Here is a 13,925-nt window from a genome sequence, read left to right on the forward strand (position 1 = left end):
GCTATTTTGGTTATTCACCACGTTACCCGGGCTACCCGACACCTGTTGTTCTGGTCGCTGATCACGATTGCCCTCGTCTTGAGCGCGGTACGGGTTTTTTTGATCGATATTGCCGATTACCGCATCACGCTGGAACAAAAAGTCCGCGAGACCACCGGCATTCCGCTGCATATCGGCAAACTGGGCGCAAATATGCGCGGCTTCAGCCCGGAATTATTGTTGCGGGAAATCGCTATCGAAGGCGCCGAAGCCGGGGCGAAACCGGCTATCCGCCTGCAAGAAGTGCGCATTGGCATCGATTTACTGGAATGGCTATTGACCCAGGACCCTATGGCCGCCAGTTGGGTGACGCTGGTGGGCGCCAAACTGGATATTCTGCGTAATGAGGACGGCAGCCTCAGCATCAAAGGCCTGCAAAGCAGCGACGGGCAACCGCTGTGGCTGTTACAGGGCGGCAAATACGAGATTCTGCAAAGCCAGGTGACGTGGCAGGATTTAAAGCGGCATCGGCCGCCGGTGACGGTCGAACACTTCGATTTGCTGATAAAAAACCACTATCTGGATCAAAGCCACGAGCTCCATCTAGTCAGCAGTTTGCCGGAGCAATACGGCGACAGCTTGCGCATTTCCGCCCGACTTGACGGGAATATCTTTCAGGCCAATGGCATCAACGGCCAAATTTATGTGGAAGGCAGCAATCTGCAAGGGCCGGCTTGGCTGATCGAGGATTTACCGCTGGGTTTGCATTTGGAATCCGGCTCCGGCGATATGCGGATCTGGAGCCAATGGCGCGATTCGATGCCCTACCAAGTCAGCGGTTATCTGCAAGGCCAACAGATTAAACTCGGCAGACAGCAAGGCAAACCGCTGCAACTCGACACCTTCGAAGGCAATCTGGCCTGGACCGAGCAAAACGGCCGGCAACGCTGGAGCGCCTACGATGTCAACATTTTCGCCAATCATCAGCGCTGGCGGGATGCCGAGCTCTATCTACAGCAAGATGCGCAAGGCAACCTCAGCGGCGTGATCAAACAGTTGAATCTGCAAGCCTTGATGCATCTGATACCGCCATTTCTACCGGCAGAGCAAACCGATTTGGCTAAATGGCTGTCACTCAATCCACGCGGCACTTTGCGCGATCTGTCGTTTTACGCTGAGAGTAATCAGCAACGCTATGCGCTCAACGGCCATTTCAGCCAACTGGGCAACGATGCGCAAGGCGACGTGCCGCAATTACAAGAGCTAAGCGGCTCGATCATTGCCGGCGACCAGGGCGGGCAACTGATATTCGACAGTACAAACGCCAAATTCAATGCGCCGCAAATGTTTAGGAGTAGCCTGGACGTCCCGCGTTTACAAGGCCAAATCAGCTGGCGGCAAACCGACACCGACTGGCAAATCGCCAGCGAAAATCTGCAACTGGACAGCGCGGCCTTTCACACGCAAACCAACCTGAAACTCAGTATCCCGAAGAATGACGACAGCGCTGTCATTGATATGCGCACTCGTTTTGACAATTTCAAAGACATCAGTAATGTACCGCAATACCTGCCGGCCAAAATCATGGGCAAGGATGCAGTCGCCTGGCTGGACGATGCTTTTATCGGCGGGCATATCGACAAGGGCGAAATGCGCTTGAATGGACGGTTAGCGGATTTCCCGTTCACTAGCGGCGCGGGCCGGTTTGAAGTAGTGTTTGAGATAGACGACGGCGAAATCCAGTTCAACGCCCTGTGGCCGCATTTGCGCGCGGTGCATGCCGATGTGCAATTCCTCGGCGCGGATCTGAACGTGGCGATTAACGGCGGCCATAGCGAAAACGTCGACATCAATCAAGCCGTGGTGTCGATTCCTGATCTGGCCAATAGTGATTATGTTTACGTATTGGGCCAGGTGCAAAGCAAGCTGCCGCACAGTTTACAGTATCTACAAAAAACCCCGTTACGCGCCAAAATTGATCCGCTGGCCAAAGTGTTGGCCCCGGATGGCAATACCCAAGTCGATCTCGATCTGAAAATCGCTTACTACGAAACGCTGCCGACCACCGTCAAAGTCGATGCGCATCTGGATAAGGCCCGCTTGCTGGTCAAACCCGTCGATCTGGCCGTCAACGACATCAGCGGTGTGCTGCGTTTTACCGAAGACCGGGTCAGTAGCAACCGTCTGGAAGGCAGTACCCTGGGTTATCCGATACATGCCATCCTGCAAAGCGATGCCAGTGCCACGCAAATCCTGATAGACGGCACCACCGACATCAAGCGCTTGGAAAAACAATTCAGTTTCCTGAAAAATCAGGTTGCCGACGGCAGCTTGAATTATCAAACCGTATTGACGCTGCCTTACGATGCGGCAAAGCCGTCCACCCTGAGCATTAACAGCAACTTACAGGGCGTAACGATCAACACCCAGGATGCTCTAGCCAAATCGGCCGATCAAGAGCAAGCATTGAATCTAAGCTTTATTTTTAACAACAGCCCATACTTGCCACTAAAAATTACTTACGGCAAGGAGTTGAACGCTGCGCTGTTGATCGACGGCAAACAAAATCAACTCCATTCCGGGCATATAGTGTTCGGCCGGAACTCGGCGGACTTTTACGAACCGGCAGGGTTGAAGCTGGAAATCAATCAGCCGCAATTCAAATTGTCCGACGCGCTTGTCGCATTCTCCGACAACGAAACCCAGCAACGTTTGCCGGCGTTAAAAGAAGTTATTCTGGATACCGAGCAACTGATCTGGCAAGGCCAGAACATCGGCGCACTAAAATGCCGGTTGCAGCATATCAATCAAGCTTGGCAAGCCACGTTGGACAGCGCGATGGCACGCGGCAAATTGACGATCCCCGACCAGCGCGGCGGTACCAACATCATCAAGCTGCAAATGGATTATCTGAATTTGTCGGCGATGGATAGCCTGAATTTCGACGCGGCGGAAGAAGTCGTTACCGACTTGCCCTTGATCGACATCGACAGCAAGCAACTACTATGGCGCGGCGTGGATTTGGGTAGCTTGAAGCTGAATACCGAGCGGCTGATCAACGGCATTCATTTCAAACACGTGCAACTGGCCAGCGTGGCCGGCACGATAGATTTCAGTGCGGACTGGATCAAACTGGTCGGCGGCAGTTCGACGCAGTTGACCGGCAAACTGAACATGAACGGTTTCGGCTTGTTTCTGTCGCAGCTAGGTTTTACCGACGACTTAAGAGGCACCCATGCCGAAATCAATTTCAACGGCGGCTGGCGCGGCGCCCCGCAGCAATTTTCAGCTGACAACCTGACCGGGCAAATGCAGCTGAAGTTCAGTGACGGCCGCATTTCCAGCATAGAGCCCGGCTTTGGCCGCTTGCTGGGCTTGATCGCGATGGAACAATGGGCCAAGCGCTTGAGCCTGGATTTTACCGACGTCTACCGCCAGGGCTTGGCCTTTGATCAGATTACCGGCGACTTCAAAATCAGCAACGGCTTGGCCTATACCGACAATTTATTAATCGACGCGGTATCGGCGAAACTCAGCATAGCCGGGACCGCCGACCTGGTAAAAAAGACCATGGACCACCGCGTTGCCGTCGTGCCCAAGAGTTCCGGGGCGGTGCCGATTGCTGGTACAATCGTGGGCGGTATCGCTGCCGTCATTACCCAAGTGGTGACTGACGATTACAAAGAAGGTTATTTTTTCGGCTCGCAATACAAACTCGCCGGGCCCTGGGGCAATGTCGAGGTCACGCCGTTACACGATCAAGACGGCTTGGTGCAAAAGGCTTGGCGCGGCTTAACCGGCGGCTGGCTGGAGTCGCTGAGCAAATGAACGGCTCTGCTGAATATACTTCCCCAACAGTTAAAACTATCGAAAACAATTAAAATCAGGGACACCTCATGACCATATGTGCCGCCATCCAGATGGCCTCCGGACCGCAAGTCAGCGCCAATTTGCTTGAAGCCGAGAAACAGATCGCCGAAGCCGTGAAAGCCGGTGCGAAACTGGTAGCCTTGCCGGAAAACTTTGCCATCATGGGTATGAACGAATACGACAAGGTTAAAGTCAGCGAGCAGGATGGAAATGGCCCGATTCAGGACTTTCTGGCCGCCACCGCCAAAAAATACGGCATATGGGTGATAGGCGGCACGATGCCGATGCAGGCCACCGCCGCCAACAAAGTCCGCGCGGCTTGTTTGATCTACAACGAGCAGGGCGAGCGAGTCGCCCGCTACGACAAGGTACATTTGTTCGACGTCAGCGTGCCGGATACCGCCGAGGAATACCGCGAATCCGACTCCGTCGAAGCCGGCGACGCCTCCTGCGTGATCGATACGCCGTTCGGCCGGCTGGGTGTGGCGGTGTGCTACGACTTACGCTTTCCGGAATTTTTCCGGCCGATGACCCGGCAAGGCCTGGATATATTGGTGATCCCTTCCGCGTTTACCGCCAAAACCGGCGCCGCGCACTGGGAAGTATTGTTGCGGGCCCGCGCCATCGAAAACCTCTGCTACGTCATCGCGCCAAACCAAGGCGGCTTTCATATGAATGGCCGGCAAACCTACGGCCACAGCATGGTGATCGATCCTTGGGGCGTGGTACTGGATTGTTACAAAACCGGCCCAGGCTTTGTCAGCGCCGAAGTCGATAAAAGTCGCCTGGAAAAAACCCGCCTGTCTTTCCCGGTGCTGGAACATAGACGCTTTTTTTGCGAGTGAGCCTTATGTGGTTGAGAACGCTGACTTACGGCCTGCCTTGCCTGTTGCTGACAGCTTGCGCGGATGCGCCGGACAAATACCGCGACACCCATCACCTGGAACTGCCGCCGGTTTTACCGATAGAACATACCAATCCGCAGCCGGCAGTGGCTGCCGACGATTTAAAGCCTAAGTCGGCTTTGGCCGATTTGATGGCGTTTACCGACGAAGGGGGCAAGCCTGTGCTTACCTTGAAAACCCGCCCCGACCGGGCTTGGGAAATGGTCGCCACGGCGCTGAAAATCAGCAATATCGAAGTGCTGGATAAAAGCCAGGAAGATCAACGCTTTCAGGTGCGTTATGACCCCGACACCAGCGGCAAGGATGTCGGCTTGTTGCGCGCTTTATTGAATAATGATTACGACGAAGCCGAATACACCATCAAGTTGAAAGAAGAGCGGCGAGGCTTAACCGTCAACGCCAGCCTGACAAAACCGGAAGACTTGGAGTTTGGCGAAGATGGCTCGGCGGAACTGATTCGTTTGCTACACAAAGCCATAGACGAAAAAATCATCAACCGCCCGCCTGACAAGAAGGCCGACGAGTAAGCGGCAAGGCTTGATTTAAGCGTCGTCCCGTCGCCAGTGCCCGGATTTGCCGCCGCTTTTTTCCAGCAAGCGCACCCCTTGAATCGTCATGCCGCGATCCACGGCTTTGCACATATCGTAAATAGTCAGCAAAGCAATTTGCGTCGCGGTGAGGGCTTCCATTTCCACGCCGGTTTGGCCGGTAGTCTTGACGGTGGTTTGACAATACACGCGATTCAAGTCGGTTTGGGCTTGCAGGCTAAGCTCGACATGACTGATCGGCAAAGGGTGGCAGAGCGGAATCAAATCGGCGGTTTTTTTACTGGCCATGATGCCGGCAATGCGGGCGATGCCCAGCACGTCGCCCTTCTTGTGGGTGCCGGCCACAATCAGTGCCAAGGTTTCCGGCTGCATCTCTATGTAACCCTCGCAAACCGCCTGACGCTGGGTGATGGCCTTATCCCCGACATCCACCATATGGGCTTCTCCGGCGGCATTAAAATGAGTGAGCGGCGAATGGGACATGGCATACTAGGCAAGTGGAATCAGCCAAGCATTGTATTACCGGGTGAATGAAGATGTCGATTAAAGTGCTTTACTTTGCAAGCTTGAAGGATCGCGTCGGCCGCAGCTACGACGAGCTGACAATCGATGCGCCGTTGACAGTGCTCGAGGTCTGGCATCGCGCTAATCCGCACATGGACATGCCGGGCACGATATTGGCGTCGATCAATATGGAGTATGTCGGTCTGGATGCCGAAGTTAGCGACGGCGACGACGTGGCGTTTTTTCCACCGGTGACCGGAGGTTGAAATGAGTACCATCAAACTCAGCGGCGAGATTTTCGACCCCTGGCAAGAACTGGCCGATTTTCAAACCCAGGCTGTCGACATGGCCGGCAAATACGGCGCCACCGGTGTCTTTGTCGGCACCATGCGTGACTTTAATCAAGGCGACGAGGTACGCGGTATGTACCTGGAGCATTATCCAGGGATGACCGAAAAACAATTACAGCGTATTGTCGAACAAGCCCAAAGTCAGTGGCAATTGTTGGAGGTGTTGCTGATCCATCGCATCGGCCAGGTATCGCCCAACGATACGCTGGTGCTGGTGGCAGTGTGGTCCGCGCATCGCGGTGACGCTTTTGACGCCAGCCGCTTCATTATGGAAAACTTGAAAAGCCAGGCACCGTTCTGGAAACGGGAAACCTTGGAATCCGGGCAAATACGCTGGGTCGAAAAAAACAGTGACGGCTATCTAAAGCAACCTTAGGGCTGTTAAGACTGACGCAAATTACCCGTGGACTTTGTCTCGGCAGCATAATTTACCGTTGGCATTTCGGCCAACGACTGGGCTTGCAGCTTCTGTTGCAGTTCGGCAATTTGCTGGTTGGACTGAGCAAGCTGCTGTTTCAGTTCATTGATGGTTTCATGCAGATATTCGAAGTGAACTTGAAAATAGCGCGCCGACGGGAAGCAGGCATCCAAGGCTTCCGGCGACATTTTGTCCAATTTGGTTCGAGATCGTCTTGTTTTCATATTACACCTAATCATCATTATCGGCTAAAGCATACCCATTCGGCATGATTGCTATGATGCTGTTAATAGTAAGACGTTCCAGAACGCAAATCCCCCACTTAAAATACCAAATATTTTAGCAATCGCCCCAAGCGTCAAGCATACTTACCCGGTAACCAGCCACGCTCGACGCATTCCCGAAAATTCCATTGCGGCATATTCTCGGTTTTATAACTCCAGAAAAACCAGCCCAGATACTTTTCGAACACGGCCAGTTGGGCGGCCGCGTAGCCGCGACAAGCGATATCGAACTGCATGTCGTCCATTTCCGTATGGACATGATCGAAAAGCCCCTCGGCCCAAAGCGCCGCCAGTTTTGCATCCAACCCCAAACTCCATTCGCCGACGTAGGTCGGCAAACTCAGGCCGCTGATAATCTCGTCAGCTTCTGCTTTCCAATCGCAAACCACTTTTTGCAAATGCTGATAAATATCCCTGTCGATATCGTCCTGCACAAAACATTGATAACGGTGTATGTCAAAGATCACATTGCCATGCTCGGGCGACTGTAAAAAACCGGCGTATTCGCGAAACGACCGGAAACCATCATGAAATATCACCGCCACCTGTTCAGCCGGACAATGGCGGCGAATGCGCCAATAAGCGGCTTCGGTGTAACGTTTCAACAGTTCAGTATCCACATCCCAGCGCGGCTCGTTTAAGATCTCAATTCCGTGCAATGCCGCGCGTTTGCCGTAACGCTGGGCCAATCGCTCCAGGGTCTCCAGGGAATAGTCGATATAGCTGTTTTGAGTATGCCACTCGCAAACGTCCTGGATGCCGCCATTATCGAAACCGTTCTGACAGCCGGGCGCGGCATGGAGATCGACAACAACCTTTAAGCCAAATTCTTCAGCCCAATCGAAAGCCCGGTCAAGCACCTCCATGCCGCCGCCGACAAAAGGAAATCGCACGGCGCCGAAACTATGATGATAGGGATAATCGGCTGCGAACAGCCAATAGCCAACCGGGATGCGTATCGCATTGATCCCGACTTGCGCCAACCAGGCAAAGTCGGCGCGGGTGATGAAGGTTTGCCAATGTTGCTGCAAACGGGTTTCGGCTTCGCGGCCCAATTCGACGCACCAACTGGTCTCGTCCCTGGCATTCAACCCGGCAAACAAACTGGGCGTCATCCATTTTTCCAAAACCAACCATCCGCCCAGATTGACCCCGCGCAGTTTATTGGCAGACATCCGGATAGCCCCGGTACAAAGCGCCTTAGAGCACGCTTCCCGTTAGCAGAGCGTAATCCGCCGCTTGTACAAGGCCTGTATATTGGGCACCTTGGTGATGGTCAGGACAGCGGAATCCGTGAGCCTTTTATGGATTAGATTGACCATGTCCACTTCGCTTTCAGGGTCGAGCGAATCAAAGGCTTCCTGCATCAATATCCATTTGGGTTTGTGCAACAACAACCGCACCAAGCCTAAGCGTTGTTGTTGTTCGCGCTCAAGATTCTTTTCCCAATCGGCAACCTGGTCGAGCTGTTCCTCCAACTCTTTCACACCGGCCAGTTGAAGGGCATTTTCAAGTATCTGCTGATCGAAAGTGGAGGGGTTGGATGGGTAGCAAATTGACGCGCGCAAGGTACCGGTAGGCAGATAAGGACGCGGCGGCATAAAAAACATGGTTTCATCATCCGGCAATTCAATTATGCCTTCGCCCCATGGCCACAGACCTGCTATAGCTTTGAACAGCTTGTTACCGGAAAACGCATTGCCGGCAATCAACACCCGCTCTCCGGCCTTGATTTCTTCATTGAGAGTGGACACGCAGACGATTCTGTCCAAACGCGAAATGCATAAATCGCGAAACGCCAATACGGATTTGTCGCTTTTCACCAACCGAATCCGATAGGGGTCAGGCTTGGCTATTTCGCGTTCCAATTGCTCCAGGGCCTTGCTCAATCCCAAAACTCGCTCGACAGAGGCCCGCCATTCCGCAACCTTACCCATGTTATCCACCGGCCATGACAAAGCCGCGACCATTTGCTGGAAAGCCTGCGCGGATTGCATCAGTGCTCCCAGGCTGATCGTACCCAGAATAAAGCGCGGCGCCGACACCAAGATAGGAAATGCCATGGACAATATCGAATAACCGGAACTAAACATGGTGATCCGCTGCCAGGCATGGGTTTGTTGATTCCAGGCATCGACAATGTTTCCGAATAAATGATGAAAATGCGGATTCTCATGGCGCTCACCGTGGATCAAGGCAATGGCTTGCGCATTCTCCCGGGCTTTGACCAACGCGAAGCGGAAATTGGCTTCCACGGTCTGTCTATTGTCGGTAGCCATAGTGAGCGGCTTACCTATCCACCAACCCAGCGTGGATGCGCTAGCGGCGTAAATCAGCGCCAACCAGACCAAATGGCCTTGAACCGGGATTTCGACCAAACCTAGATTTACCGTAACGGTCCCCGACAAGGTCCACAGGATCTCGGTAAAACTGGTCAACAACAGCACGCAGTAAAAGAAAGTGTGTAACAGATCGATTGCGTATTCAGTGGAAATGCGTACATCTTCGGCGATGCGTCCGTCAGGATTATCGTGCTGACCCGGTAAGTGGGTAACCAGATAATGCCGGCCGTCGCGCATCCATTGCCCGATCAATTTATCGGTTAACCAGCCCCGCCAGCTCAGTTGCAAGCGACGTTTGACGACCAAATGGGTCGCCGTGATTGCCATATTCGCGATAAAAATCAAGACGATCAGCCCAACTTGGGTAAACAGCCTCGACATAGAGCGCTGCTCCAAGGCATCGAATAAATCCGCGCTCCATTCGGTAATAATGACCGACACCGCAATTTGCGCCACTGTTAACGCGACCAAAAACGCCGATAAGGTCCGAATGGTTGTCTTATTTTCCGAGCACCAGAAGGGGCCGGCTAATCGGACGAATTGCATAAAAAATTTGCTGGTTGTTCGCAAGGCCATACTCCTCGTTTAAGGTCGTCGCGCAATATAACAAAATTAATCGCATCGACAACCATCAAATGTGCTGGCGCGCTGCTGGCTGCGCATCAGAATGAGTCTAGGCTTCTGTGTTTTATGACAAAAAAGAGAAAAACAGCGGTGGGGATGTTTGACGAGTTTGTGACGAGCGCTGTAGCGCTCGTCGGTACAGAGGTTTTGCGCTCAGCGCTTCATCGAATCGAAAAATGCGGCGTTGGTTTTAAAGTCCTTGAGTTTGCCCAGCAAAAACTCGGATGCCGCCAATTCGTCCATTGGCTGCAGGATTTTGCGCAAAATCCAGGTTTTTTGCAGTTCGTCAGGATCCACCAGATATTCCTCGCGGCGCGTGCCGGAACGGTTGATGTTGATCGCCGGATAGATGCGTTTCTCGGCGATTTTCCGCTCCAGATGCAATTCCATGTTACCGGTACCCTTAAACTCTTCAAAGATCACCTCGTCCATCCGCGAACCGGTCTCCACCAGCGCGGTAGCGATAATCGTCAAACTGCCGCCTTCTTCGATATTCCGCGCCGCACCGAAAAAACGTTTGGGTTTTTCCAGCGCATTGGCGTCGACACCACCGGACAACAGTTTGCCGGAAGACGGTACTACCATGTTGTAAGCACGGGCCAGACGGGTAATCGAGTCTAACAGGATAACCACATCGTGCTTGTGTTCAACCATGCGCCGGGCTTTTTCGATGACCATATCAGCCACTTGCACGTGGCGGGTAGCGGGTTCGTCGAAGGTACTGGAGACCACTTCGCCACGTACGCAACGCTCCATCTCAGTCACCTCTTCCGGGCGCTCGTCGATCAGTAGTACGATCAGATAACACTCGGGATTGTTCTCGGCAATCGCATGGGCGATGCTTTGCATAATCATGGTTTTACCGGCTTTGGGCGGCGAGACGATCAGGCCGCGCTGACCTTTACCGATAGGCGCGATCAAGTCGATGATACGGGCGGTTAAATCTTCACTGGTGCCGTTGCCTTGTTCCAAACGGAAACGTTTATTGGCAAACAGCGGTGTCAGGTTGGAAAAGGAGATTTTGTTTTTGGATTGTTCTGGCGATTCGAAGTTGATGCTTTCGACCTTCAACATCGCGAAGTAGCGTTCGCCTTCCTTCGGCGGGCGGATTTTGCCGCTAACGGTGTCACCGGTGCGTAAACCGAAACGTCTGATCTGGCTGGGCGATACATAAATGTCGTCGGGGCCCGCCAAATAGGAGCAACCCGGTGTTCTTAAAAAACCGAATCCATCCGCCAATATCTCCAAAACCCCATCGCCAAAAATATCTTCCCCACTCTTCGCCTGTTTCTTCAAAATCGCAAAAATCAATTCCTGCTTTCGGGCTCTGTCGATGTTTTCGAGACCCAAGGATTCAGCGATTGCAATAATTTCAGTGGCTTGTTTAAGTTTTAACTCGGTAAGATTCATGTTGATTAAGGGAAATGAAAGAAATGCAAAACAGCAGAGTGCTGTTTACAGCGGCAGGTAGTTGTTGGATTTGTTAAGGACGATCAGAATGCGAAGAAGCAAGCGGGAAAAATTCTAGCGCAATAACCGGACTTATCAAAAACATTTTTAATAAATCCGGTGATTCGGCTTGAATTTATATGTTGCTATCGATAAACGCAGCCAATTGGGATTTGGTTAAGGCGCCGACTTTAGTCGCTTCCACTTCACCGCCTTTAAAAAGCATCAAGGTCGGGATGCCGCGCACACCGTAGTGCTGCGGGGTTTTGGGGTTTTCGTCGATATTCAGCTTGGCAACGGTGAGTTTGCCTTGATATTCGGATGCAATTTCATCCAAAACCGGGGCAATCATTTTGCATGGACCACACCATTCTGCCCAATAATCGACCAACACCGGCGCACCGGCTTTCAACACAGTTTCATTAAAATCAGCGTCTGATACATGAAGGACTAGGTCGCTCACGCCATTCTCCATTAGTTTACAAAGTCAAGACTATAGTTTCGCGGCGCTTTAATTGTCAATCGATTTCAACCGCGCGGCTTTTTAGTTTATTCTATCGGGCTATGAAGAAAACACATTTAACGGAAACGCGTTTTAGCAATTTGGAGCTGTCCGACTCCATCATCAAAGGTCTGAAAGAAGCAGGATTCATCAACTGCACGCCGATTCAGGATAAATCTTTGCCCTTGTCGTTAAGAGGCAAAGACATTGCCGGCCAAGCCCAAACCGGCACCGGCAAAACAGCCACGTTTCTGCTGGCAATCTTTCAGCATCTAATCAACGACGAAAGCGAAAAAATCAAGAACCCGCGCGCGCTGATTCTCGCACCAACCCGCGAACTGGCTATCCAGATTCACAAAGATGCGGTTGCTCTGAGCAAGTATCTGAACCTGAAGTTTGCGCTGATCTACGGCGGTACCGACTACCAAAAGCAGTTGGATAAAATCAAAGGCAATGTCGACATCATTATCGGCACGCCGGGCCGCATCATCGATTTTTACCGGCAAGGCGCGTTCACGCTGGATAACATCCAGGTCACCGTGATGGACGAAGCCGACCGCATGTTCGATCTGGGCTTTATCAAGGACATCCGCTTCCTGCTGCGCCGCATGCCGCCGGCAGAAAAGCGTTTGAATATGCTGTTTTCCGCTACGTTGTCTTATAAAGTCACCGAACTGGCTTATGAGCACATGAACAACCCGGTGCTGATTCGCATCGAATCCGAGGAAGTAACTTCCAAAGCCATCAATCAAGTGGCTTACTGTCCGGCCAACGAGCAAAAAATCCCGCTGTTGCTGGGCTTGCTGAAACATCACCAACCGCAGCGCAGCATCGTCTTCGTCAACACCAAACGCTGCGCCGAGCAGCTGGACGATTATCTGGCTGCCAACGGCCACAAAGTGGCCATGCTCAGCGGCGACGTGCCGCAGGAAAAGCGCCAGCGCTTGCTCAATGATTTTCAGGAAAATCGGGTCACACTCTTGATTGCGACCGACGTAGCGGCTCGTGGCCTGCACATTCCGGACGTATCGCATGTCTTCAATTATGACTTGCCGCAGGACGTTGAGGATTACGTGCATCGTATCGGCCGCACCGCCCGTTTCGGTGCCAGCGGGGAAGCGATCAGCTTTATTTGTGAGGAATACGCTTACTCAATGCCGGACATCGAGGATTACATTGGCGAGAAAGTGCCTGTGCAAAGCATCACGCCGGAATTGATGGTGGAAGACGTCATCAAACCCCAGCGCCGCGAACCGCGGGAACGCGTCATGCAAAGAGACAAACGCCCGCCGCGTGCGGATCACAAGCCCAGAGAACCCAGGCCACCGCGCCCGGCATCCGCTACAAACCAGGCATCAACGCCCGAAAGTCCTCCACCGCCGCAAACTCAGCAACCTGCTTAACCGGCCGTTGACTATCCGGCTTGCTGATCGACACCAGATGAGCAATGCCGAAAGTCTTGGCAGACGCCAACACCGCAACGCTATCGTCTACCAACAGCGTCTTAGCCTTTTCAAACACGTGCTTATCTTGCAGGATCTGCCAAAAACCTTGCTGTTCCTTGGCAAAACCAAAATCGTGCGACGAAACGATTTCGTCGAAAAACCCATGCAGACAGGTTTTTTCCATCTTCAAGTTCAAGCTGTCGCGATGGGCATTCGTCACCAGCAATAAACGCTTGCCGCTGGCTCGCACCGCATCCAAAAACTCGGTGACATGCGGATGCACCGCAATCAAGCCGGCCAACTCCTGTTTCAGCTCGGCGATATTCAAGGCCAATTCTTGGGTCCAATAATCCAGGCAATACCATTCCAGTTTACCTTCCATCGCCTTGAAACGCGGTGCCAACTGCTGTTTGGCGTCCTCAAGCGTTAGGCTGTGCAGTTCGGCAAAGCGCAAGGGCACAAACTCCTGCCAAAAATGATTATCGAAATTCAAATCCAGCAAAGTGCCGTCCATATCCAACAGCACGGTATCGATTTGTTTCCAGTCGAGCATGTCAGTTTATCCTTATCATTCAATAGCGCTTGTCGTTCCCAAACACAGCCTTAATGAGTTTTTATTCTAACCGGAAAATCTCCAAGTTCAGCTAGGCTTGATGTCTATAAGAAAAAGGATTAAAAGCTTGCATATCTGTGTTGTCCGGCATC

At 52.5% G+C, this 13,925-nt stretch carries 13 protein-coding genes; 6 read left to right on the forward strand and 7 right to left on the reverse strand.

Translation table 11 applies throughout. The features are described 5' to 3' along the window. The first annotated feature begins 6 nt into the window (after positions 1–6). From JWZ98_RS21990 to JWZ98_RS22000, 3 genes are all read left to right on the forward strand, one after another. Entirely contained in the window at positions 7–3,807 is a 3,801-nt protein-coding gene (locus JWZ98_RS21990) for a YhdP family protein (protein ID WP_205452139.1), read from the forward strand. A gap of 68 nt (positions 3,808–3,875) precedes the next feature. After that, positions 3,876–4,694, forward strand: a complete 819-nt coding sequence (locus tag JWZ98_RS21995) for a carbon-nitrogen hydrolase family protein (RefSeq protein WP_205452141.1) — start codon at positions 3,876–3,878, stop codon at positions 4,692–4,694. Positions 4,695–4,699: 5 nt separating this feature from the next. Beyond that, a complete protein-coding gene (locus JWZ98_RS22000; protein WP_205452154.1) occupies positions 4,700–5,281 on the forward strand; it encodes an outer membrane protein assembly factor BamC in 582 nt (193 codons plus the stop codon). Between the two features lie 15 nt (positions 5,282–5,296). On the opposite strand, the gene moaC is transcribed toward JWZ98_RS22000, so the two are convergent. Beyond that, entirely contained in the window at positions 5,297–5,785 is a 489-nt protein-coding gene (gene moaC / locus JWZ98_RS22005) for a cyclic pyranopterin monophosphate synthase MoaC (protein WP_205452157.1), read from the reverse strand. Positions 5,786–5,838: 53 nt separating this feature from the next. On the opposite strand from moaC, the gene JWZ98_RS22010 reads away from it, so the two are divergent. Together JWZ98_RS22010 and JWZ98_RS22015 are read left to right on the forward strand one after the other, a co-directional pair. Next, entirely contained in the window at positions 5,839–6,072 is a 234-nt protein-coding gene (locus JWZ98_RS22010; RefSeq protein WP_205452160.1) for a MoaD/ThiS family protein, read from the forward strand. A 1-nt stretch (position 6,073) separates the two neighbouring features. Beyond that, positions 6,074–6,532 (forward strand): molybdenum cofactor biosynthesis protein MoaE, encoded by a 459-nt coding sequence (locus JWZ98_RS22015; protein WP_205452163.1) that lies wholly within the window; start codon positions 6,074–6,076, stop codon positions 6,530–6,532. Positions 6,533–6,537: 5 nt separating this feature from the next. On the opposite strand, the gene JWZ98_RS22020 is transcribed toward JWZ98_RS22015, so the two are convergent. From JWZ98_RS22020 to trxA, 5 genes are all read right to left on the reverse strand, one after another. After that, positions 6,538–6,798: a hypothetical protein gene (locus JWZ98_RS22020; protein ID WP_205452166.1), complete on the reverse strand. Its 261-nt coding sequence runs from the start codon at positions 6,796–6,798 to the stop codon at positions 6,538–6,540. A 134-nt stretch (positions 6,799–6,932) separates the two neighbouring features. Next, entirely contained in the window at positions 6,933–8,033 is a 1,101-nt protein-coding gene (locus JWZ98_RS22025) for a glycoside hydrolase family 5 protein (protein ID WP_205452169.1), read from the reverse strand. Positions 8,034–8,075: 42 nt separating this feature from the next. After that, entirely contained in the window at positions 8,076–9,746 is a 1,671-nt protein-coding gene (locus tag JWZ98_RS22030; RefSeq protein ID WP_084153348.1) for an ABC transporter ATP-binding protein/permease, read from the reverse strand. A 231-nt stretch (positions 9,747–9,977) separates the two neighbouring features. Further along, positions 9,978–11,234 carry a transcription termination factor Rho gene (rho, locus tag JWZ98_RS22035; RefSeq protein WP_033157583.1) on the reverse strand — a complete coding sequence of 419 codons (1,257 nt, stop codon included), beginning with the start codon at positions 11,232–11,234 and terminating at the stop codon, positions 9,978–9,980. A 175-nt stretch (positions 11,235–11,409) separates the two neighbouring features. After that, positions 11,410–11,736 carry a thioredoxin TrxA gene (gene trxA / locus JWZ98_RS22040; protein ID WP_033157672.1) on the reverse strand — a complete coding sequence of 109 codons (327 nt, stop codon included), beginning with the start codon at positions 11,734–11,736 and terminating at the stop codon, positions 11,410–11,412. A 101-nt stretch (positions 11,737–11,837) separates the two neighbouring features. Here trxA and rhlB point away from each other — a divergent pair, with 101 nt between their 5' ends. Next, positions 11,838–13,178 carry an ATP-dependent RNA helicase RhlB gene (gene rhlB, locus JWZ98_RS22045; RefSeq protein ID WP_205452172.1) on the forward strand — a complete coding sequence of 447 codons (1,341 nt, stop codon included), beginning with the start codon at positions 11,838–11,840 and terminating at the stop codon, positions 13,176–13,178. Here rhlB and yrfG read toward each other — a convergent pair. After that, positions 13,117–13,773, reverse strand: a complete 657-nt coding sequence (gene yrfG / locus JWZ98_RS22050; protein ID WP_205452175.1) for a GMP/IMP nucleotidase — start codon at positions 13,771–13,773, stop codon at positions 13,117–13,119. The genes rhlB and yrfG overlap by 62 nt on opposite strands. Between the last annotated feature and the right edge of the window lie 152 nt (positions 13,774–13,925).

Origin of the sequence: Methylomonas sp. EFPC1, from assembly GCF_016925515.1 — a bacterium.
Classification (GTDB): domain Bacteria; phylum Pseudomonadota; class Gammaproteobacteria; order Methylococcales; family Methylomonadaceae; genus Methylomonas; species Methylomonas defluvii.